Source organism: Bifidobacterium sp. FKU (assembly GCF_026016385.1).
In the GTDB taxonomy this organism is placed as follows: domain Bacteria; phylum Actinomycetota; class Actinomycetes; order Actinomycetales; family Bifidobacteriaceae; genus Bifidobacterium; species Bifidobacterium infantis.
The window spans coordinates 1,926,400-1,948,693 of record NZ_CP092888.1; the positions used below are offsets into that span (position 1 = coordinate 1,926,400).

A 22,294-nucleotide genomic window follows, 5' to 3' on the forward strand; every position below is an offset into this window, starting at 1 on the left:
CCGTAAAGCGGGGAGCCCAGTGGGCTCCCCGTAGGCGACGCCGAAGCACGACAGTGCTGAGGTAATATAACAGCCTTCCTACAGCACGTGCTGTAGGAAGTCCTTAAACCTAGGCTCGGTGGGGTGGTCGATGATGTCGGGGCCGCCCTGCTCCACGACCACGCCGCCGTCCATGAACACGATCTGGTCGGCGACTTCGCGGGCAAAGCCGATTTCGTGGGTCACGCACACCATGGTCATGCCTTCCTTGGCCAAGGAACGCATGACGTTAAGCACCTCGCCCACCAGTTCGGGGTCAAGGGCGGAGGTCGGCTCATCGAAGAGCATGATCTCCGGCTTCATGGCCAGAGCACGGGCAATGGCCACGCGCTGCTGCTGACCACCCGACAGCTGGGAGGGGTAATAGTCCATGCGATCGCCCAGACCGACGCGCTGAAGCTCGGCCACGGCCAGGTCACGGGCGGCTTTCTTGGACTGGTGCTGCACGTGAATCGGGGCTTCCATCACGTTTTCCAGCGCGGTCATGTGCGGGAACAGGTTGAAGCGCTGAAACACCATGCCGAGGCGAGAGCGCTGTGCGGCGATCTCCTTATCGTCCAGGGTCTGCAGCATGTCCTGGCCGTTTTTGGTCACGTGCTTGTAGCCGATGAGTTCGCCGTCGACCTCGATGGAACCGCCGGTCAGGGTTTCCAGCTGGTTGATCAGACGCAGGAACGTGGACTTGCCGGAACCGGAGGGCCCCAGAATCACGGTCACAGTACCGGGCATAACGGTTAGATCGATGCCCTTGAGCACATGCAGCGGCCCAAACGCCTTGTGCACCTGCACGGCCTTGACAGCAGGAATCACGGAACCGTCAGCCGCCTTGCGCACGACCGGGGCAACACTGGTGATGTCATTCGTAGTCATAATCGCGCTCCCGCCTTATGCATTCAATCCGACAAATGTGGTCTGGTTGAGCTTGTCCACGTCATCCTTCGGTTCACCGTCGGTCTTACCCGGCAATGGCGCCTGCTTGCCCTTGGTGCCCACCGGTCGGGCATCGAAGCCCTTGCCGAAGTGCGCCTCGAGGCGGGACTGCACAACCATCAGAATGGAGGTGATCAGCAGGTACCAGAAGCAGGCCACGAGAAGCAGCGGAATCGGCTTGTAGATACGGTTGGCGATGGCGTTGGTGGCGAACTGCAGTTCGAGGGTGAACGGCACGGCGGTGACCAGCGAGGTGGTCTTCAGCATGCCGATGGTCTCGTTGCCGGTGGGCGGGATGATGATGCGCATGGCCTGCGGCAGCACGATGCGGCTCATGATGAGCGTGCGGTTCATGCCCAATGCCTTGGCCGCCTCGGTCTGGCCGGGGTCCACGGCTTCAAGGCCGGCACGCACGATTTCGGACAGGTAGGCGGCCTCGTTCAGAGCCAGACCGATCCATGCGGCGTTGAATGCGGTGACCACCACGTTGGAGTCGATGCTCCAGAACTCCACCGAGGTGAACGGAATGCCGAGGCTGATCTTGGGAATCAGCACGGCGAACAGACCCCAGAAAATGAGCTGCGTGTACACAGGCGTGCCGCGGAAGAACCAGATGAAGAACCAGCTGACGCCGCGCAGCACCGGATTGATGGATTTGCGCATGATGGCAAGAATCACCGACAGGATGATCGCCACGACCATGGAGATCACGGTAAGCTCCAAGGTATAGCGAATGCCTTCAAGCACGTTCTCGTTGAACAGGTACTTCCAGACGGTGGGCCAATCCAGTCGCGGATTGGTAATCAAGCCTTGAATGAGCATCGCGGCGAGCAGTACCACGATCACTGCGGCCACAATCGGGCCGGGGCGCTTGACCGGCAACGCCTTGATGCGGTTGGGGATGTTCAGCCCCTCACCGTCGACTTCTTTCTTCGCCATAATCTGGTTCCTTGGATGTGTTGGGCAGCCTGAACTGCAAGTTGCAACTAGCGTTGAACCTTAGTGCACGAATGGGGCGACTGTGTTACAAACAGTGCGCCCCATCTGGATTGCTGGGCGTCGTGTGGACCACCCTCAGTCTCGCTCCGCGAGCCAGCTCCCGCAAGCGGGAGCATTCTTGGGGTGACTATTCGACGGCCGGGTTGATTTCGGCCTTGTCCAGTGCGCCGGATTCGACGCCCCAGTGCCGGAGGATCTTGGTGTATGTGCCGTCGTCCATGAGCTTTTGCATGGCCTTCTGCACGGCTTCGGTGGTCTGGGAATCGCCCTTCTTGATGGCGATGGCGTTCGGCACTTCATCGAAGTCCTTGCCGAGCTGTTCCAGCTGACCATCGGTCTGGGCGATGGCGTAGCCGACAACCGGGGAATCGGCGAAGAAGACGTCGGCCTTACCGGTCACCACAGCGGTGGTGGCGTCGGTCTGCTGCTTGGAGGACTGGATGGTGATGTCTTTCTTGCCGTCCGCCTTGCACTGCTTGGCGGTCTTGTTGATGGCCTCTTCCTCGACGGTGCCGGTCTCGACGGCAACGTTCAGACCGCACAGGTCGTTCTCGTCGACATTCTTGGGGTTGCCTGCGGCCACTGCATAGCCCATGCCTGCGGTGAAGTAGGAGACGAAGTCGACGGATTCCATGCGCTCCTTGGTGATGGTGAAGGCGGCGATGCCCAGATCGTACTTGGAGCCGATGGCTGGAATGATCGTATCGAAGTTGGAGGAGACGATTTCGGTCTCGAGACCGAAGATGTTGCCCATGGCGCGGGCGAGATCCATGTCGTAGCCGATCTGGGTCTTGCCGTCGGCGTCGAGGAATTCGGCCGGGGCGTAGGAGGGGTTGGTGCCGATGGTGAGCTTGCCGTCCTTGGTCACGGATTCAGGCAGCAGTGCGGCGATTGCATCGTCCTTCTTCACGGAGCTCACGTCGTAGCTGGTGATGGTGACCGACTTGGAGGAAACGCCCTTATCGGAACCGGAGTCGCTCGCCTTGTCGGAGGTGCCGCAAGCCGCGGCGGAGAACAGCATGGCCACGCTCAAGGCGGCGGCCGCAATGGTCTTCAGCTGGTTGAACTGCATGATCTCTCTTCTTCTCTGTGGAGCCGCCCTATAGCGGCTATCAATGATCAGGTATAAATATACATTATAGCGTATACATATACGAATGCTCCCGCTGGGAGGCCGTCGCATAAGAACACAACTGCTGGTGGCTGTTATGCTACAGCCCACCCTCAGTCGCCTTCGGCGACAGCTCCCGCCAGCGGGAGCGAACAGGGATACCTGGCAATCAGGCGGCGTCGGCCGGGTTGATCTCAGCCTTGTCGATGGCACCGGAGCCAACACCCCAAGTGTCGAGGATCTTCTTGTAGGTGCCGTCGTCCATCAGCTTTTGTATGGCCTTCTGCACGGCTTCGGCGGTCTTGGTGTCGCCCTTCTTGATGGCCACGGCCTCGGGCACCACACCGGTGTTTTCACCGAGCACCTCCAAGGTGTCGCCGGTCTGCTTGATGGCGTAGGCGGACACCGTGGAATCGGCGTAGAAGATGGAGGCCTTGCCGGAAGCCACGGCGGTGGTCACATCGGTCTGCAGCTTGGAGGACTGGATGTCGATGTCATCCTTGCCGTCCGCCTTGCACTGCTCGTTGGCCTTGTTGACTTCCTCTTCCTGCGTGGTGCCGGTCTGCACGGCCACCTTCACGCCGCACAGGTTCGAGGAGTCGACCTTGTTCGGGTTGCCCTTCTGCACCACGTAGGTGGAGCCGGTCTTGAAGTAGGTGACGAAGTCGACGGCCTGCATGCGCTCCTTGGTCACGGTGAAAGAGGAGATGCCAAGGTCGTACTTGGAGCCCACGGACGGAATGATGGAGTCGAAGGTGGAGGAGATGGTTTCTCCCTTCAGGCCGAATACGGCGGCGATGGCCTTGGACAGGTCGACGTCGAAGCCAACCGGGGTCTTGCCGTCTTCGGCCAGGAATTCGGCCGGAGCGTAAGAGGTATCGGTGCCGACGGTCAGCGTGCCGTCGCTGGTGACGGAATCAGGCAGCAGTGCGGCGATCTCGTCGTCCTTCTGGATGTTGCTGGTGTCGAAGCCTTGAATCGAAGTGCTGGACGAGTCCTTGGATGAATCGCCGCTCTTGGATGCGGTGTCGGTACCGTCAGTCGTGCCACAGGCCGCCACGGCGATCAGCATGGCCGCGCTCAGGGCGGCGGCCGCAGCGGATTGTATTCCCTTGCTTAGAGACATTGGATTTCCTCTCTCCGGATAGTCAGCTGGGCGGGTATGTTTCCCAGATGGTTCCAGAGCGTAGGAGTGCAATGCTACGGAAGCGTTAATCGTGGGCGAAATGGCCCACAACGTGGATATCCTACTCTTGGCTCCCCCTCCGGAGAGGAGCCAAGAGGCGGGACTAGTGGCGCATGTTGGCGTAGCGCATGGCGCGTAGGGCTTCACGCTTGTCCTGCTCTTCGCGCAGGGCCTGGCGTTTGTCGAATTCCTTCTTGCCTCGGGCCAGTGCGATCTCCGCCTTGACGCGACCGTCCTTGAAGTACAGGCTCAGCGGCACAATCGTGTATCCCTTGGCCTCGATGCCGCGGGCGAGCTTGGTGATCTGCAGTCGGTGCAGCAGCAACTTGCGCTTGCGCTTGGGCGCATGGTTGTTCCATGTGCCGTTCAGGTATTCGGGGATGTTCGCGCCCTCCAGCCACATTTCGCCGCGGCGGTCGATGGAGATGAACGCCTCGGACAGCGATGCGCGGCCTTCGCGCAACGACTTGACCTCGGTGCCGGTCAGGGCCAGCCCTGCCTCATACTTGTCTTCGATGGCATAGTCATGCCGGGCCTTCTTGTTCTGGACGATGAGTTTCTCACCGGTTTCCTTGGGCATGTCTCCTCCTTTCGTGGGCAACAACTCGTGGGTAGCAACTCGTGGGTAGCAACGCAACATCCGACGATATCACGGACCGGCATCGAATACGAAAAAGGGTTCCTCTTCAAGAGGAACCCTTCAACCGTATATATCGGCCGAACCAACCGATCAGTGGACAAACCAGTACTGACCCAAATTGGTCAAGGTGCGGTAGTTCATCATCCACAGGCCGCCCACGTTCATCTCGGAGATCTGGAATGTGCCGTCGCCATACACGGCTTCAACCACGGCAACATGGCCCCAGGTACCGTCGGCACCGTCCTGACCAGGCAGGAAGGAGAGCGCGGCGCCGACCTGAGGGTTGTGGTCCACGCGCAAGCCGTACGAGGGGGCGCTGCGCCACCAGTCGCCGCCATTGCCGAGATAGGACGGCGTGCCAATGCCCATCTGCCTACGGCGTTCATACGCCCAGTACGTGCACTGGCCAGCGGCATAGGCGTTGCCGTAATCACCGTTCGACGTGCCTTGGCCGCCGACGCTGGGGGCGGGGGCGGGAGCGGGGGCGGGCGCCGGAGCCGGCGCCGGAGCCGGAGCCGGAGCCGGAGCGGGGGTCACCGGAGTGGACGGCGTGCCGCCCTGGTTACCGGTATCCACCCGGTTGGCGGCGTCCTGCTGCTCCTTCTGGAACTGACGGTTGTAGGAATCGACCTGGGAGGCGATCAGTACGGTCCGAGCCGCCTGCTTGGCGGATTGGGAATCCAGACTGTCGATCATGGAAGACAGTTCGTCACGCCTTGTTTCACCCTCCTGGCGTAGCTTGTCCAAAGCGTCACGTTCGCTTTGCGCGGTTTCGGCGGCGGTCTGTGCGGAAGCGGCCTTCTCATCGGACTGGGTCTTGAGCACAGCGATCTGCTTTTCGATGGCCGCCAGACGTTCGCCACGGTTCTTCGACGTGCTCAGTGAGGTCGCGGCGGAGGAAGCCGCATTCGCCTCGTTGCGGGACAACGCGTCCCGGGACTGCATGGAGTTGACGAAGTCCTGTGTGCTGGTGGCACCCGTCACCACGCTCATCACGTCGGAAGCATTCGAGCCGTGCATCTCGTCACGGGCCAGCTGGGCCACGGCGGCGTGCGCGTCATCGTAGTCCTTGCCGGTCTGCTTGATCTGTTCCTCGAGCGTCTCCTTGTCTTTCTGCGCGGCGGAAAGACGTTTGGATGCGGCGTCGGCCTCGTCCTGAGCGGTGGCGGCATCCTCGTTGGCCTGCGTGACCTTGTTCTGGGCGGCGACAATCTTGTTGTTCGTCAAATCATCCAGCTCAAGTACCTTATCCGCCAGTTCCTGGCTGGCACCGGCCAACTGCTGCTTGAGTTCGGCCTCGCGCTGTACCGACGCGGTGTGCTGGTTCTGCGCAGTAATCAGGTCGGAATAGGTGTCTGCCTGGGCAGGCTGTGCCGAGCTGAACGCCAGACCTCCCGCACAGGCTGCGGCGGCCACCAATGCCGCCAGTGCGGGCTTGATCACACGTACATTCGTCATATGTGAATAGTCCTTTCGCTCACTTAAGCCAATACCATAACATGTGAACCTGAGAGGCTTGCACACGATATCATCACATTTCTTGCGGGTAAGCTGGTCGCGTTACGCCCTCAAATAACGCCGCAACGAGATGGTTGAAGCGATGATGGACAGCAGTATCGCGCCCACAACCAGGAACGGCGATATCACCAGTACCGTGAACTGATTCACATAAGGAATCCAGGTAATGGATTTCGCCAGCCAGCCGGTGATGAACACATTCACAATGGCCGAAAGCATCAGGCACGAGAGCACCGAGCCGATCAGCGAGGCGATGGCGCCCTCCAGAATGAACGGCAGACGAATCGTCCAATTCGAGGCACCCACGTACCTCATGATTTCGGTTTCGGTTCGTCTGGATGCGGCGGACATGCGAATGGTGGTTCCGGTCAGCAGGATGGCGACCACCACCATCACGCCGGCGAGCACGGCCGTAACCGCCGTGGCTCGGTTGAGCACGGCGAACACCGGGTCGAAGATCTGGCGCTGGTCGGTGACGTCCTCCACGCCCTCCTTGCTGGAGAGCACTTCGGAGACCACCTGATATTTGGTCGGATCCTTCAGCTTGAGCCAGAGGGAGTCCTGCATATCGTCCGCGGTCAGCGTACGGCCTTGGAATTCGCCATTCGGGTACTGCTTGGTGAATGTGTTGTCGTAGAAGTCCTGCTTGCTGACGTAGTCAATGTTGGAGACCACGTCGTTGAGTTCGTCGCGAATGGTTTTCTGCAGTGCCGTGATCTCATTGGCTGAGGGCGATTTGCCGGAAGCGCAGTTCGCGGATTGGCTGGTGCCGTCGGGGCATAGCCATACCACGACCTCGACCTTGTCGTACCAGTCGCCCTTGGCTTTGGTGATCTGCGCCTGAGTAAGCACCGAAGCGCCGATGAACAGGAACGAGATGAAGGTGACCAGCGTCAGAGACAGCAGCATCGACAGGTTACGGGTGAGGTTGGCCCACGTTTCGGACAGAATGAATCGTGCTCGCATGATGATCCCCCTTACTCCTTAGCGCCCTCAGCGGGTTGATCGTCGGATGTTTGGTCTGCGGCGGACTGCTCGCCGGCGGACTGCTCGTTGGCCGGCGGTGCGGGCGGTGCGGGCGGTTCCGGCGGTGCGGGCAGTTCCGGCGGTTCCGGCAGTTCCGGCGGTTCCGGCGGCTCGGCGGCGGATGACACGGACGTATCGGCAACCGCGGCGGTCTCGCCGGACTCGTCCTTGAACGGGTCGAACGCCTGGGTGCTTTCCAGGGCGGCGGCCTGCTCGTCCAGCGGAATGCCCTTGCCCCAGGTCAGCGTGTTTTCCAGCGGCGCAAACGTCTCGCCATAGCGGCCGGTGCGGCCGGAATGCACGGAATTGGCCAAACGGGCGATGCCTTCGGACGGCTCGTCACCGCCCTCGATGGCCTTGGTTGCCGCCGCCAGCACATGATGGGCGGCGTCGGACTTGGCTTCGACTTCGGCATCCGGGAAGAACAGGGCGGAATCATAGGATCCATGAGCCTCGTCACGCACGATCTTGCCGTTGTGCAGTTCGACCACGCGCTTGCGCATCGAGTTGACGATCTCTTCGTTATGCGTGGCCATGACGATGGTGGTGCCGGTGCGGTTGATGGCGTCCAGCACTTCCATGATGCCCAGCGAAGTGGTCGGGTCGAGGTTGCCGGTGGGCTCGTCGGCCAGCAGAATCTGCGGGTGATTCACGTAGGCGCGGGCGATGGCCACACGCTGCTGCTCGCCACCGGAGAGCTCATGTGGGTAGTTCTTTTCCTTGCCGGTAAGCCCCACGGTATCCAGCACCTTGGGCACCAACGATTTGATGGTGGACCGCCGCGTGCCGATCACCTCAAGGGCGAACGCCACGTTCTCCCATACGGTTTTGTTATTGAGCAGCTTGTAATCCTGGAACACGAAGCCCAGCGAACGGCGGTACTGCGGCACTTGACGGTTGGTGATGCGCCGCAGATCGTTGCCGGCCACGCGAATCTCGCCGTTGGTGGCCTCTTCCTCGCGCAACAGCAGGCTCAAGAGCGTGGTCTTGCCGGAGCCGGACGCACCCACAAGGAACACGAAATCACCGCGTTCGATATCGAGGTTGATGTCGTCAAGCGCCGGTCGGGTGCCTTTGGGATAGATCTTGGACACATTGTCCAGTGAGATCAGTGCCATAATGCTACTTACTCCTCGGTTTCGGCGGCGCGGCGCTGTTCATGGCGCCAGCGGATGCCGGCCTCGATGAACGCGTTGATGTCGCCGTCGAACACGGCCTGGGTCTGGCTGGTTTCGTAGCCGGTGCGCAGATCCTTGACCATCTGGTAGGGGTGCAGCACGTAGGAGCGCATCTGATCGCCCCAGCTGGCCTTGATGTCGCCGGCGAGCTCCTTCTTCTTCTTGGCCTCCTCCTCGTGGCGCAGCACGAGCAGTCGGGACTGGAGCACGGCCATGGCGGAGGCACGGTTCTGAATCTGCGAACGCTCATCCTGCATGGTCACCACGATGCCGGTGGGAAGGTGGGTGATGCGCACGGCCGAGTACGTGGTGTTCACGCCCTGGCCGCCGGGGCCGGAGGAACAGTAGGTGTCCACGCGGATGTCCGTATCCGGAATGTCGATGTGATCGGTGGCCTCGACCAGCGGCACCACTTCCACGGCGGCGAAGCTGGTCTGGCGGCGGCCCTGGTTGTCGAACGGGGAGATGCGCACCAGACGGTGGGTGCCGCCCTCCACGGACAGTCGGCCGTAAGCATAGGGGGCGTCCACCTGGAAGGTGGCGGACTTGATGCCCGCCTCTTCGGCGTAGGAGGTGTCCATGACCTTGGCCTTGAAGCCGTTACGCTCGCAGTAGCGCAGGTACATGCGCAACAGCATCTGTGCGAAATCGGCCGCGTCGACGCCGCCGGCACCGGAGCGGATGGTCACCACGGCGGAACGTTCGTCGTATTCGCCATCGAGCAGGGTCTGAATCTCCATCTGGTCGAGATCCTTCTGAATCTCGCCGATTTCGCTTTGCGCCTCGTCCAGAGAGTCCTGGTCGCCCTCCTCGTGGCCGAGTTCAACGAGCGTTTCCACATCGTCGATGCGCTGGGAGGCGGAGTTCAGACGCTTCAGCTGCGATTCCGCGGCGGACAGCCGGCTGGTGATCTTCTGGGCGTTTTCCGGATCATCCCACAGGCCCGGGGCCGCGGCCTGCGTTTCGAGATCCTTGATAGCGGCCTTGAGCCGGTCGACGTCCAGCGCCTTGGCGATGGATTCGTATTTGGCGCGGGCTTCGCCGATCGCCTGGGTAAAGTCAAATTCTGCCATCGTGGTTTACCTTACTGTTGGTTCTTTGAGATTCCTTGGGAAGTCACGTCCTTGTTGGCAGCCTTCGCACATTCCTCTGGCGTTGGCGGGCACTGCCGCGCCACACACGCATTCGCCTGCAATCCATGCTGCCAGAAGGTTCCGGGGCCTGCCTTGCCGATAGCCGGCCGGGCGACCTCACGAATCCCTCGCATCAGACGTGTTCAACTGCGGGCACGAATATGCGAAGGCAACGTCAAAGCCCCGCGTAGATCGCCGGGATAACCAAGGAGCCGAGCATGGCCACAGCTATGACGACGCACACCACACGCACGATGGTGCGGCGGCGGTTCTCACGCTGCTGTCGGCTGTCCTGATAGTCACTCACGAAGCCAATAGTGTACTCACCGCTTACGACCGACTACAAACCGATACAATCCGTTCACGGCGTAAACGCCTATTCAGATACCGATGCAAATCTGCACGACCGCCACGCACGAAATGTTCTTTTAACTTGACCAATCAGTACGCGGGCTTCACCGCACGTATGTCGCACCATGTTTAGAACTCAAAAAGGCGTGTTTACCCCAAATATAAAACCTTAGAAACGTGCAATTTAGTGATATGATAAAACCTTAGAAACGTGCAATCAAGGAGTGTTGATGTTCCGGAGGAAGGCGTACGACAGACTACTGGCATGGAAGGGAGCTGATGACAGGACCGCCATGCTAATCGAGGGTGCCCGCCGCGTGGGCAAGTCCACAGTCGCCGAAGAGTTCGCCAAGAACGAATACGAGTCATATGCTCTTATTGATTTCACGCGAGTGGACGCCGAGTTCAAACAGACGTTCCTGGACCTACGCAACGACCTCGACGGCCTGTTCCTGTACCTGAGCGCGGCGCTTGGCGTAACGCTCACGCAGCACCAGTCACTGGTCATCTTCGATGAGGTCCAGATGTTTCCCCCCGCGAGGGAGTTCATCAAACATCTGGTCGCCGATGGACGGTTCGACTACATCGAGACCGGTTCGCTGATCTCCATCAACGCCAACGTGAAGGACATCCTGATCCCCTCCGAGGAGGAGTCCATGCGCATGGGACCGATGGATTTCGAGGAGTTCTTGTGGGCGATGGGCGAGGATGCCCTGGTTCGGATGATCCGCCACGCGTTCGATTCCGGCGTGGCATTGCCGGACTCATTGCATCGTAAGGCATCGCGTCTATGGCGCGAGTACATGCTGGTCGGAGGCATGCCCCAGGCGGTGGCGGCCTACGCTCCCGCCCGCAACATGGCCGCGGCGGACAGGGCCAAGCGCCTGGTACTCAAACTGTATCGGGAGGATATTGGCAAGTACGGCGGACTAGCAGCGAAGCGCGTGCGCGCAGTGTTCGACGCGATTCCCGGACAGCTGGCGAAGCACGAGAAGAAACTGGTCTACACCCAGGTCGAGGAGGGGTCACGCTCACGTGACTTCATGACGGCCTTTGCATGGATGCGCGAGGCCGCGACTGTCAACCTGTGCACGCTGGCCGAGGACCCGTCGCTGGGATTAGCACTCAGCGCCGACGACACGGTCGTGAAATGCTATATGGCCGACACCGGCCTGCTGTCTACCATGGCGTTCTCCGCGGACGGCCCGTCGCTGCCGGATGTGTACCGTCAGGTGCTGCTGGGTGCCGACGGCGTGAACGAGGGCATGCTCGCCGAGAACGCGGTCGCCCAGCAGCTGGCCGCGGCCGGCCATGACCTGTATTTCTATGCGAAGTCGTCCAACGTGCGTGAAGAGCGCATGGAGATCGATTTCCTGATCGTGCGCCCGTACCCGGACGCCGCGATGAAACCGCGGATCAGCCCCATCGAGGTCAAGTCCGGCAAACGATACTCGACGATATCCCTCGACAAGTTCCGCGCGAAGTTCGCCAGCAGAACGGGAGAGGAATACGTGCTCCACCCACGCCCCATGGCGAAGAAAGACCATCGCCGTTTGCTTCCCCTGTACATGTCGTTCTGTCTGTAACTGCTGCTCCACATGTTCAGCGAGAACGGCAAGACTTGCCGCCGACGCCAGCCCTGCCGGCGGGCCCCCACGGCCCTTTCCCTTGCGCTTTCAGCGCCGCCAGATGGTGTTTCATGGCCACCAGCATGATGTGCGAATCCTCAAGGCCCAAGTGGCGTTCGTTGTGGGCGGAATCAAGCGCACCCTGACGTTTGGCGTAGGCGTCGAGCGTGTTGTCTCCGTAAGGATGCTCGTTGGTGGGTACCGCGCCGGGGTCCCACTGCCGGCTCATCGGCAGGGTATCGATGATGGTGATGCGCCCGGCACGGTAGCTTTCCGCGTATCCGGCGACGTTCAGCATGAACCAGCTATGTTCGAAGGTGGCGTTATGCGCCACGTACGGCTGCTGGGTAAGCCGCGCGAGCAGGCCGGCCTGGGCTTGGGGCCATTCGTCGAAGAGTCGGTACCCGGCCTCGCTGCTGCGGCCGCGTACATCGATGCCGGTGAGTTTGGCGATGAGGGCGTTGCCGAGCGCCGCGTTTTCCGGCGGCACGCCAAAAGCGAGACGGGACTGGCCGTAGGCGTCGCCGGCGGCGTAATAGCCCTGCTCATAGGCGTATGTCTCGGGTTCGCCGGCCGGGCGCGGACTGGCCATGTTCATGAACTCGAAGCCGACGTCGATGATGTAGTCACGCGCCGGATCGATGCCGGTGGTTTCGATGTCGATGCCCATCACCGCGTCCACGTCGCGGCCGGGCAGATAGGCGTCGCGCCAGTCGGGCTTGGGATGGTGTCCGGTAGCGTTGCCAGACGCGGCGGCACCACCCGGCAGAGCGGCACCACCCGGCGAAGTCGCGCCGGAGAGATTGGCGCGGGCCATCGCCGCATCGCCCGCACGCTTCTGGAAGCGCTGGGCCTTACGCCGTTTGGCGCGTGCGTCAAGAATCGCCGCCGTACGATCTTGGATATCGTCCAAGGCGACTGTTGTGGGGAACTTGACATCGCTGTTTTCGGCGGCAGTATTTCCGGCAGATGCGCCACCGGCTTCGCCGCTCAGATCCAGCATGCCTTGGTCATCGTTCGACGGGCCGCTGCCGGAGTACGGCTTGAGCACGGCAATGGTGGCCCTCCCCCGCCGTTCGCGACTGACCGCCCATAGGTGTTGCTGTTCGCCCAGATGCAACATCGTGTTGATGTTGTCGTTGAGCCGGCGATTGGCGTAGGCGAGCGCACGAGGCAGACGATAGGAGCCGATGAGCCGGTCGAAATCGGTCATGAATGCGCTGTTGCATTGGGCGATGATCGATTCTAGACACTCGCGTGTGGCGTAGTCGGCCTTCAATGCGTCGTGGATGGACTGTGGGGTGGATTCCGGTATCGTGCCGACGCCATGCGCCAGGTCCAGAGAACGCACCCAGTCCCAGTCGATGGTGGTGCCATCGGCGTCCTTGGGCATGGACGCCGCCCATTGGGGAATGTCTCCCTTGGCGGCGTCGAACCATGCGCGGTCGGTCATAGTGCGAAACCGAGCTCTTCAGCGGCCTCGGTGGGCACCGGGTCGTCGCACCAATAGTCCTCGAGGTTCTCGTTGGTGGTCAGCGAACGGATTTCGGCGCGATCGATATACAGCTCGCCGCTCAAATGATCGGTTTCGTGCTGGAAGATGCGTGCGGGCCAGCCGTGCAGCGGCTCGCTGTGGTGTTTGCCGTCTTCATCATCCCATTCGGCGGTGATGTCGAGCCAACGCTTGCGCACGGCTTGGTATCCGTCGAAGCTCAGGCAGCCTTCGTAGAACGAGGCGGTTTTGTCGCTGGTGGGTTTGTAGCTCGGATTGATGATCACGTGGAAGGGGAATTCCGCGATTTCGCGCGGATCATCCTCGTCGTCGCGCACGTGGTCTTCGACCACGGCGAGCGCGAGCCCCAAGCCGATCTGGGTGGCGGCGAGCCCCACGCCGGGTGCCTCCAGCATGGTGGTGTGCATCGTATCGATGAGTTTGGCGAGCGTACGCTTGGAAAGCTGGCCATTGAAGGCCACTGTCCGTTGGCGCAACACCGGTTCGCCGGCCTGCACGATGGGCAGAATCTTCTCCTTGCCGCCGGTTTTGATGAGTTGTTCGACGTCACGGTTGAGTTCGAGGTCGACTTTGGCGTTCTTTCCAAACATTGTTTTTCCTTAGGGAAGGGTGCTACAGCGCGAGTTCTTCGGCGACGATCTTGGCGAGGCGGGTGCAGACTTCGTCGGCGTAGGCCTGGGTGGCGGCCTCGGCCATCACGCGCACGAGCGGTTCGGTGCCGGAGGGGCGCAGCAGCACACGGCCGGTGTCCCCCAGCAGTTCCTCCTCGTGCGCCACGGCATCCTGGATGCGCTTGTTGGTGGCGGCGGCTTTCTTGTCCACGTTCGGCACGTTGATGAGGGTCTGCGGCAGCTGTGGGAAGTCGGCGGCGAGCTCCTTCAGGCTCTTGCCGGACTTGACGACCTCGTTGCACAGGGTCAGTGCGGTCAGGGTGCCGTCGCCGGTGGTGGCGAATTCGCGGTTGATCACGTGGCCGGACTGCTCGCCGCCGAGCGAGTAATCGCCCTTGAGCATCTCCTCAAGCACGTAACGATCGCCCACGGCGGTTTCCACGGTCTTGATGCCCATGTCTTTCAGGGCGAGCTTCAGACCGAGGTTGCTCATCACGGTGACCACGAGGGTGTCGTGGTTGAGCTTGCCTTCGCGCTGCTTGGCGCGGGCCAGAATGCCCATGATCTGGTCGCCGTTGATCATGTTGCCGTCTTCGTCCACGGCGAGGCAACGGTCGGCGTCACCGTCGAAGGCCACGCCCATCACGGCGTCGGTGGCCTTGACCATGGCCTGCAGCTGCTCGGGGTGGGTGGAACCGGCGTTCTTGTTGATGTTGTAGCCGTCCGGCGAGGCGTTGATCACGATTACATCCGCACCGGCACGGCGCAGGGCTTCGGGAGCCACCACGGAAGTGGCGCCGTTGGCGCAGTCGGCCACGATCTTCAGGCCCTTGAGTGGCTTGGGCTGGGTTTTGTCATCGTTCAGCGGAGCGATGGTGGACACCAGATGATCGATGTACAGGTTGGTGGCGGTGGTCTGGTCGTGGCTCACGCGGCCCACGCCGGCACCGGTCGGGCGGTCCCAGTCCTGGCCGAGCACGGCCTCGATCTCATCCTCCTTCTGGTCGGGCAGCTTGAACCCGCCGCGCGCGAAGAACTTGATGCCGTTGTCGGGCATCGGGTTGTGGGAGGCGGAGATCACGGCACCCATCTCGACGTTGAGCACGGAGGTCAGGTAGGCCACGCCCGGAGTGGGGATGATGCCGGCGTCGATCACATCAAATCCGCCGGCAGACATGCCCGCGGACAGGGCGGAAGCCAGAAAATCACCGGACACACGGGTGTCACGGCCCACGAGCGCGCGGCGGCGTCCCTCAGGCTGATCGTCTTGGGTGCCGGCGTCGCCGAGCACGCGCACGGCGGCATCGCCCAGATCCAGCGCCAGACGTGCGGTCAGATCCCTATTGGCCAGTCCTCGAACACCATCGGTTCCAAACATCTTCGGCATATGAAGTTCCACTCCTTGTATCGCGTTACCCGCACCATCGTAGTCGTTGTACCGCGGCGCGGGGCGCGACTCGGCGAAAAACCGCCACGGAATCCACTCCGGGGCCGCGCGGGGACGATACGGGAACGCCCGACGTATACGTGATCGAGGCAACCGTTAATAAGCCATGAAAAAAAAAGAATACTCCGTTAATCAGCGAAATGACCGCAATTCAGCTCAATACCATTGACCCGGGAAACACAAGAGACTTCAGAAAAGGATTAATCCCATGCGGGATGAAAAACCTCCGAAAGGATTTACGCATATGGACAAAACCAGAATGCGCACATCGGAAATACAGGTACGCACACGCAATCGGATAGCCGGCGCACTGTTGCTGACGCCAGGTCTACTTCTGCTTACGGTGTTCGCCTTTGTGCCGTTGGTGAAGGTCGTGGTGATGAGCCTCCAGAGCACCGACCTCTTCGGCACGCCCACCGGCTTCGTCGGCCTTGCAAACTATGTCACCGTGCTCACCGATCCCTCGTTCGTCAGCGTGCTGGTGCGTACCATGGTGTACGCGATCGCCGTGGTGCTGGGACGATTGGTGTTCGGCACGCTGCTCGCCATCCTGCTGACCCGGCAGTTCCATGGCAGCAAGCTGTTCCGCACGCTCATGACCTCCACCGTGAGCGTATCCGTGGCGGCCGCCTCTCTGGGCTTCCTCGCCGTGCTTTCCCCCACGGGCATCGTCAACATGCTGCTGGGCAGGCTGGGAGCGCCGGCCGTCGGCTGGCTCACCGACGCCAAGTGGGCGTTCCCCACCATCATCATGGTCACCATCTGGACGGGGCTCGGCTTCGACCTGATCCTGATCTGCTCCGCCATCGACGGCGTGGACCCGGAGATTCTCGAGGCGGCGCGCGTTGACGGTGCCAGCGAGGCCCGCATCCAGTGGTCGATGGTGGTGCCGCTCATCGCACCGACGCTGTTCTACGTCGCCATAACGGCCTGCATCGGGACGCTTCAGGCCTTCGCCCAGATCAGCATCCTCACCAAAGGCGGCCCCGGCTCGGCCACCACCACCATCACCTACAACATCTACACCGCGGCGTTCAACGCCGGCAGCGCCAACTTCGGCATCGCCTCGGCCCTGGGCGTCGTGCTGTTCGTGTTCGTGTTCGCGTTCACGCTCCTCCAGTTCAAGTTCCTCGACAAGAAGGTGGATTGCTGATGCCGCACCGTTCCCGTATCTCCCATGCCGCGTTGTGCGTCGTGTCCTTGGCGCTGACGCTGGTGATCCTGCTGCCCGTGCTCTACATCGCCGTCGGGGCGCTGTCCTTCGACGCCAGCGGCGGGATGCACGCGCCGTCCCTGCGCAATTTCGCGCAGGCCGCGAACTCCATGCCGTTGGTGCGTCAGGTGTTCAACTCCATCCTGGTGACGGTATGCCAGACCCTCGGCCAGATCGTCACCGCCATCCTGGCGGCGTACGCCATCGTGTTCTGCGATCTCAAGCGTCCGCAGCTGTGGATGATGGTGTTCCTGGTGAGCATGATGATACCCGGCGAGACCACGCTGCTGTCCAATTATCTAAGCATCACCGACTGGGGGCTGATCGACACCATCCCCGCCATCTTCCTGCCCTACCTGGTGCAGGGCTTCACCGTGTTCCTGTTCCGTCAGGCGTTCCAGACCTTCCCGAAGGAACTGCACGAGGCGGCGCTGCTCGACGGCGCCGGGCATCTGCGCTTCCTGCTTTCTATCCTGCTGCCGGTCACGCGTTCCACGGTGATCGCCGCCACGATCAACGCCGCGGTGGCCGCCTGGAACGGTTATTTCTGGCCGTTGCTGGTCACCAACTCACCGGAGAACCGGACCATTCAGGTGGGCATCACGCAGCTTTCCGGAACCGAGTCGTCGAACATGGGCGTCGTGCTGGCCGGGTCGGCCATCGCGATCATCCCCACCTTGGCGCTCACCCTGATCTTCAACCGTCAGCTACGCGGCATGAACGTCGCGAGCGGCATCAAATAAACATTCATCCCAACATGATGATAATCACTGAAAGGAAAAAAGAGATGCATAAACATCGCTTCGCCGCCCTCGTCATGGCGGCATCGATTTCACTACCTGCTCTGAGTGGATGCGGCGCAAAAACAAATTCCAATACCACTGCCACCTCGGGAGAACAGGAAATCACCTTCTGGTATTCGAATTCCGGCTCAGGAAAGGACGCCATCAACCAGCTCGTCAGCGAGTTCAACGCCGCCAACAAAGGCAAGATCAAGGTGAAGGCCTCCTACCAAGGCTCCTACGCCGACGTGCAGCAGAAGTTCTCCGCGGCCGTGCAATCGAAGTCCACGCCAGCCATCCTGCAGATGAGCGACATCTCCACAGGCTTCATGCTGGACAGCAAAATAACCACACCAATCTACAAGCTCGACGAAAAAGGCAGCGATTCCGCTGAATCCGATATTCCCAAAGTCATCAGAAAATACTACAGTGACGACAAAGGCTTATTGTCCATGCCTATGGCGGTTTCTGAACCGGTGATGTACATCAACAGGCAGCTGGCAGAACAGTCCGGGCTCGATGTCGCCAACCCACCCAAAACCTTTGATGAGGTCGTGCAGTGGGCCAAGACGATCCACGACAAGACCGGCGCCTACGGTTATTCCATGATCATGACAGATTCATGGATCCTCGAACAGCTCAGCGCCAATGCCGGCATCGATATCTGCACCCCGGGCAACGGGCGCTCGGGCAAACCCGTGAACGGCATCATGATGAGCGACGCCAGGCAGGTGAAGGCCTTCGAGCAGATCGCCGACATGTTCCGCTCCGGCGTGGGGCTCAACCCCGGTAATGGCTCCAGCGCCATAAGCTCCGCGTTCACCTCGAATCAGCTGGGACTGGCGTTGGCTTCGTCCGGCGGCTACACCACCATGCAGCCGGGAAGCTCACCCGACAACGTCGTGGTCGCCCGTTTCCCCAAGCTCGACGACTCCAAGGCCGCCGGCACCCCCATCGGCGGCAATTCCCTCTGGGTCGTGTCCGCCGAGCACAGCGAGGCCGAGCAGAAGGCCGCCTATGAGTTCGCGAAGTTCATGTTGACCCCACACGCCCAGGCGGTGTTCTCCAAGGCCACCGGCTACCTGTTCGCCAATGGGAAGGCCGCGCAGGAGAAGGAGGGCAGGGAGGAACTCGCCGATCCGAATGTCAAGGTGTTCTACGATCAACTGAACGCCAACCCCGCCTCCAGCGCATCCCTGGGCTGCCGCACCGGCGCCTTCCCCTCGATCCGCAAGGATGTGATCGCCGCCTTCAACGAGGCGTTGAACGGCAAGGACATGAAGACGGCCATGAAGGACGGCGAGGCCAAGGCCGCGCAGGACATCGCCACCTACAACAAGGCGGTGACGCGATGAGGAGCTTCGGACGGGAGCGGTATGCGACGGTAAACGCCTTCCTCAACAAGTCCCTGGCGAATCATCCCTTCGCCATCGCCGCCCATCGCGGCGCGCCGCGCGGCGACATCAGGGAGAACACGCTGCGGGCCGTCATCGCGTCGAAGGTGGTGGGGGCCGATATCGCGGAGATCGACATCATACGTTCCTCCGACGGCGAGTATTTCGCCTTCCATGACGGTTTCGAGCCGTCCCGGCTCGGCGACGTCGGCAGCCTGCTCGGCAGGACGGGGGAGGAGATCGCCGCACTACGGTACAGCGATTATCCCGACACATACTATGGTCATGTCGAGCGTGCGGGAGACATCCTGAAAGGGATTCCGGACATCGTCGTGAACATCGACCGCTCCTGGCGGTACTGGGACACCGGTTTCCTCGACTGGCTCGACGGGCTGCATCTGGAGGACAGGCTGCTGCTCAAGTGTCCGGCGGAGCCCCGGTATCTGTCGGCGCTGGCCGATCACGCGGTCAAGTACATGTTCATGGGCATGATCGAACGAACGGAGCAATTGGAACTGTTCGTGGAAGATGAGCGGATCAACACCGTCGGAGTGGAACTGATTGCGAAAACATGTGATACGCCGTTCAACGATTCATCCGTGTTCACACGGTTGCACGAGCGCAACCTCTTCGCCTTCGTCAACGCACTAGATTTGGGCAACGAACAGAACGGTCTATGCGGGTATGATGACACCACATCCATTATTCGTGGTCCTCAGTATGGGTGGGGAAAAATGCTGGCTCTGGGCGTCGACGTCATCCAGACCGATTGGCCCGAAATGTGTAGTCTGTACCGTCAACGTATTTCCTGAATACGATTGGACGCAGCAGTAAGGAAATAATAGAGAACCGGCGGAGTTCGTGCGAAATTCTCACAAGGATTTCGCACGAACTCCGCCGGTTTGCATGCCCGACGAGGTAAACCGCATTGACGACACGGGGCGAGTGTCCCATGGCCGATGAAGTCGGCGCTCACCGGTCAGAGGGCGTCGTTGTATTCACGAACCTTGAGGGTGCGGTGGGAGGAGGCCACGTTCTCGATGATCAGACGCCTCAGGGCGTTGTCCGCGGCGCCATGCTCGTCCAGCCATGCGTCACCGAGCCGGACCAGCGTGGCGGGATCGGCGTAGCCCGGGTACAGGCCGTTGAGCAGGGCCTCGGCCATGTGGTAGGTCTTGTTCGCCCAGATCCAGTCGACGGCCTCGAAATACCGGGCGGCGAATGGCTCGGCCAGGTCGTGGCGCGGGGTGGCGGAGAAGCCACGGGCCACGGCCTCAAGCTGGGAGTTGGTCAGCTCGTCGTTGTGAAGCGCCTGATCCCACGCCCATTCCTTGGCTTCGATGGTGGCCATGGAGGCGCGGGCGCCGTAGGCGAACTCGCGGTTTTCCGTGGTCTCCTTCCTGGCGAGCTGCGCGTCCACGTCGTCGTTGGTCATCTCATTGACGGAGGTGAGCGCTTGGACGATGGTCCACGTGAAGTTGTTGTCGATTTCGAGGCCTTCAAGACGCACGGTGCCGTCCAGCAGACCGTGTGCGTTGGCGGCGAATGCGGCGTCGCCCTCCTCGCCATAGCCCAGATAGGCGGTGGCGAGCTGGAACTGGGTGTCCGAGCCGGCTTCGGCGGCGTTGGCCAGGGTCCACAGTTCTCGGGCCACGTGGCGCAGCACGTCGTCGCGGCGGGCGGACGCCACGTAATGATGGGCGGTGGTGCCCATGCAGGCCAGCGCGTAGCGGAAGGTGGTGGACTCGGTTTCGGTGGACAGCAGGCGCAGGGTCATGTCCACGAAACGCTCGGCCGGGAACTCGCCGTCCCGGGTCATGTCCCAGAAGGCGAGCCAGGTCACGGCGCGGGCCAGGGCATCGTCGAAACGATGCAGGTTGGCTTCGGCGAATGCCTGGGATTCGGCGTCGAAACGGATCTTGGTGTAGGTCAGGTCATCGTCGTTGACCAGCACGAATGCCGGGCGCGGCTTGCCTGCCGCGGCCTCGACGATGGTGGTTTCGCCATCCACGTCGAGTTCGAACTGCTCGGTGCGCACGATCTTGCCGGTTGCGGCGTCTTCATTGTAGAAGCCGACGGCCAGGCGATGCGGGCGCAGCACCGGGTGTTCGGCCGGCGCGCTCTGGGTGAGCTTCAGTTCGGCGATGGTGCAGTCCGCGTTTACGGTCAGGTCGGTGGCGATCGTGTTGATGCCGGATTCCTCCAGCCACTTGGCGCTCCAGGCCTTGAGATCGCGGCCGGAGGTCTTCTCCAGTTCGCTCAGCAGGTCGGCCAGGGTGGCGTTGGAGTAGGCGTGGCGGTTCAGGTAATTGTGGATACCTTCGAAGAACTGCGTGCGGCCCACATAGAATGCCAGCTGCTTCAGCACGGAGGCGCCCTTGGCGTAGGTGATGCCGTCGAAGTTGACATAGGTGTCATTGAGGTCGTTGATCGGGGCGACGATCGGGTGCGTGGTGGGCAGCTGATCCTGGCGGAGCGCCCAACTCTTCTCGCCGGAGCAGAAGGTGGCCCAGGCGTCGTGCCATTCGGTGGCTTCGGCGGTGGCGAGCGTGGAGGTGAATTCGGCGAAGGACTCGTTGAGCCACAGGTCGTTCCACCACTTCATGGTCACGTAGTCGCCGAACCACATGTGCGCGAGCTCGTGCAGCACGGTCACCACGCGGCGCTCGGCCAGCGCGTCGGTCACCTTGGACTCGAACACGTAGGAGTCGCGGATGGTGACCATGCCGATGTTCTCCATGGCGCCCGCGTTGTATTCGGGAACGTAGATCTGGTCGAACTTGGCGTACGGGTAGGGCACGCCCCAGGTCTTGGCGTAGAACGCGAAGCCCTTCTTGGTGATGTCGAACAGGTAGTCGACGTCCTTCGCGAAGGCCTTGGCCAACGACTGGCGGCAGTACTGGGCCATCGGCACGACGCGGCCGTCCTCGTTGTGGTATTCGGTGTGCCATTCGGCGTACGGGCCGGCGCAGATGGCGGTCAGGTAGGAGCTCATCACCGGGGTCGGCTCGAAGTCCCACAGGCGGGTGCTTTCGTTCGGCTTGTCGCCGAGGGTGCCGTCGAGGGTTTCGCGCGGATCGTCCTCGATGGTGGCGACCGGCATGTTGGAGGTGACGATCCAGCTGGCAGGAGCGAGCACTTTGAAGTCGAACGTGGCCTTCAGGTCAGGCTGGTCGAACACGGCGTAGACGCGGCGAGCGTCCGGCACCTCGAACTGGGAGTACAGGTAGATGTTGCCATCGGACGGGTCGACCGAGCGGTGCAGGCCCTCGCCGGTGTTGGAGTAACGGCACTTGGCTTCGACGGTGACCTCGTTCTTCTCCTTGAGGTCGGTCAGTTCGATGCGGTTGTCTTGGAAGGCCACGGCCGGGTCCAGGGACTTGCCGTTGAGGTCGATGGAGGTCACTTCGTCGGCGATCAGGTCGAGGAAGGTCGACGAACCGGGCTTCGCGTTGAAGCAGATGAGCGACTTGGAACCGAAGTTCTTCGCGCCGACCGTCAGGTCAAGGTCGACGTGATAGTGAATCGGCGCTTCGATAACGGCCTTACGTTCTTCGGCTTCAATACGAGTGAGATTCGAACCGGGCATGACTTC

19 protein-coding genes are annotated in these 22,294 nt (G+C 61.5%); 5 read left to right on the forward strand and 14 right to left on the reverse strand.

The features are described from left to right. Nucleotides 1–78 precede the first annotated feature (78 nt). The 10 genes from MMB48_RS08805 to MMB48_RS08850 form a co-directional block, all read right to left on the reverse strand. On the reverse strand, nucleotides 79–909 hold the full coding sequence (locus MMB48_RS08805) for an amino acid ABC transporter ATP-binding protein (protein ID WP_032744781.1): 831 nt from the start codon (nucleotides 907–909) through the stop codon (nucleotides 79–81). Nucleotides 910–924: 15 nt separating this feature from the next. Continuing rightward, nucleotides 925–1,908 (reverse strand): amino acid ABC transporter permease, encoded by a 984-nt coding sequence (locus tag MMB48_RS08810; protein ID WP_032744782.1) that lies wholly within the window; start codon nucleotides 1,906–1,908, stop codon nucleotides 925–927. A gap of 187 nt (nucleotides 1,909–2,095) precedes the next feature. Further along, complete coding sequence (locus MMB48_RS08815; protein ID WP_032744783.1) at nucleotides 2,096–3,040, reverse strand: ABC transporter substrate-binding protein; 945 nt, start codon at nucleotides 3,038–3,040, stop codon at nucleotides 2,096–2,098. Between the two features lie 208 nt (nucleotides 3,041–3,248). Then, entirely contained in the window at nucleotides 3,249–4,205 is a 957-nt protein-coding gene (locus MMB48_RS08820) for an ABC transporter substrate-binding protein (protein WP_032744784.1), read from the reverse strand. Nucleotides 4,206–4,368: 163 nt separating this feature from the next. Then, nucleotides 4,369–4,845 (reverse strand): SsrA-binding protein SmpB, encoded by a 477-nt coding sequence (gene smpB / locus MMB48_RS08825; protein WP_007051292.1) that lies wholly within the window; start codon nucleotides 4,843–4,845, stop codon nucleotides 4,369–4,371. A gap of 150 nt (nucleotides 4,846–4,995) precedes the next feature. Beyond that, the gene (locus MMB48_RS08830) at nucleotides 4,996–6,363 is read right to left on the reverse strand and encodes a CHAP domain-containing protein (RefSeq protein WP_032744785.1); all 1,368 of its coding nucleotides are present in this window, start codon (nucleotides 6,361–6,363) and stop codon (nucleotides 4,996–4,998) included. Nucleotides 6,364–6,465: 102 nt separating this feature from the next. Next, nucleotides 6,466–7,389, reverse strand: coding sequence for a permease-like cell division protein FtsX (gene ftsX / locus MMB48_RS08835; RefSeq protein ID WP_012578297.1), 924 nt, complete (start codon nucleotides 7,387–7,389; stop codon nucleotides 6,466–6,468). Between the two features lie 11 nt (nucleotides 7,390–7,400). After that, nucleotides 7,401–8,567: a cell division ATP-binding protein FtsE gene (gene ftsE / locus MMB48_RS08840; protein ID WP_032744786.1), complete on the reverse strand. Its 1,167-nt coding sequence runs from the start codon at nucleotides 8,565–8,567 to the stop codon at nucleotides 7,401–7,403. A gap of 8 nt (nucleotides 8,568–8,575) precedes the next feature. After that, the gene (prfB, locus tag MMB48_RS08845; protein WP_032744788.1) at nucleotides 8,576–9,700 is read right to left on the reverse strand and encodes a peptide chain release factor 2; all 1,125 of its coding nucleotides are present in this window, start codon (nucleotides 9,698–9,700) and stop codon (nucleotides 8,576–8,578) included. Nucleotides 9,701–9,935: 235 nt separating this feature from the next. Continuing rightward, nucleotides 9,936–10,067 carry a hypothetical protein gene (locus MMB48_RS08850; RefSeq protein ID WP_013140351.1) on the reverse strand — a complete coding sequence of 44 codons (132 nt, stop codon included), beginning with the start codon at nucleotides 10,065–10,067 and terminating at the stop codon, nucleotides 9,936–9,938. 274 nt (nucleotides 10,068–10,341) lie between these two features. Between MMB48_RS08850 and MMB48_RS08855 the strand changes: the two genes are divergently transcribed. After that, nucleotides 10,342–11,697: an ATP-binding protein gene (locus tag MMB48_RS08855; protein WP_032744790.1), complete on the forward strand. Its 1,356-nt coding sequence runs from the start codon at nucleotides 10,342–10,344 to the stop codon at nucleotides 11,695–11,697. A gap of 16 nt (nucleotides 11,698–11,713) precedes the next feature. Here the strand turns inward: MMB48_RS08855 and MMB48_RS08860 are convergent, their stop codons facing one another. Genes MMB48_RS08860 through glmM form a run of 3 tightly spaced genes read right to left on the reverse strand, consistent with a single transcriptional unit; the run spans nucleotide 11,714 to nucleotide 15,250 of the window. Continuing rightward, entirely contained in the window at nucleotides 11,714–13,192 is a 1,479-nt protein-coding gene (locus MMB48_RS08860; RefSeq protein WP_032744792.1) for a DNA polymerase III subunit epsilon, read from the reverse strand. Continuing rightward, nucleotides 13,189–13,842 carry a peptide deformylase gene (locus MMB48_RS08865; protein WP_032744793.1) on the reverse strand — a complete coding sequence of 218 codons (654 nt, stop codon included), beginning with the start codon at nucleotides 13,840–13,842 and terminating at the stop codon, nucleotides 13,189–13,191. Before MMB48_RS08865 ends, MMB48_RS08860 begins: the two co-directional genes overlap by 4 nt. Before the next feature lie 22 nt (nucleotides 13,843–13,864). Then, nucleotides 13,865–15,250 (reverse strand): phosphoglucosamine mutase, encoded by a 1,386-nt coding sequence (glmM, locus tag MMB48_RS08870; RefSeq protein ID WP_032744795.1) that lies wholly within the window; start codon nucleotides 15,248–15,250, stop codon nucleotides 13,865–13,867. 304 nt (nucleotides 15,251–15,554) lie between these two features. Here glmM and MMB48_RS08875 point away from each other — a divergent pair, with 304 nt between their 5' ends. From MMB48_RS08875 to MMB48_RS08890, 4 genes are read left to right on the forward strand one after another with little or no spacing between them, the layout of a single operon-like run. Then, nucleotides 15,555–16,463 (forward strand): carbohydrate ABC transporter permease, encoded by a 909-nt coding sequence (locus MMB48_RS08875; RefSeq protein WP_050496294.1) that lies wholly within the window; start codon nucleotides 15,555–15,557, stop codon nucleotides 16,461–16,463. Continuing rightward, on the forward strand, nucleotides 16,463–17,266 hold the full coding sequence (locus MMB48_RS08880; RefSeq protein WP_050496295.1) for a carbohydrate ABC transporter permease: 804 nt from the start codon (nucleotides 16,463–16,465) through the stop codon (nucleotides 17,264–17,266). Before MMB48_RS08875 ends, MMB48_RS08880 begins: the two co-directional genes overlap by 1 nt. Nucleotides 17,267–17,310: 44 nt before the next feature. Continuing rightward, entirely contained in the window at nucleotides 17,311–18,660 is a 1,350-nt protein-coding gene (locus MMB48_RS08885; RefSeq protein ID WP_032744797.1) for an ABC transporter substrate-binding protein, read from the forward strand. Further along, entirely contained in the window at nucleotides 18,657–19,511 is an 855-nt protein-coding gene (locus tag MMB48_RS08890) for a glycerophosphodiester phosphodiesterase family protein (RefSeq protein ID WP_032744799.1), read from the forward strand. Before MMB48_RS08885 ends, MMB48_RS08890 begins: the two co-directional genes overlap by 4 nt. Nucleotides 19,512–19,678: 167 nt before the next feature. On the opposite strand, the gene pepN is transcribed toward MMB48_RS08890, so the two are convergent. Next, nucleotides 19,679–22,288, reverse strand: a complete 2,610-nt coding sequence (gene pepN, locus MMB48_RS08895; protein WP_032744801.1) for an aminopeptidase N — start codon at nucleotides 22,286–22,288, stop codon at nucleotides 19,679–19,681. Nucleotides 22,289–22,294 lie beyond the last annotated feature (6 nt).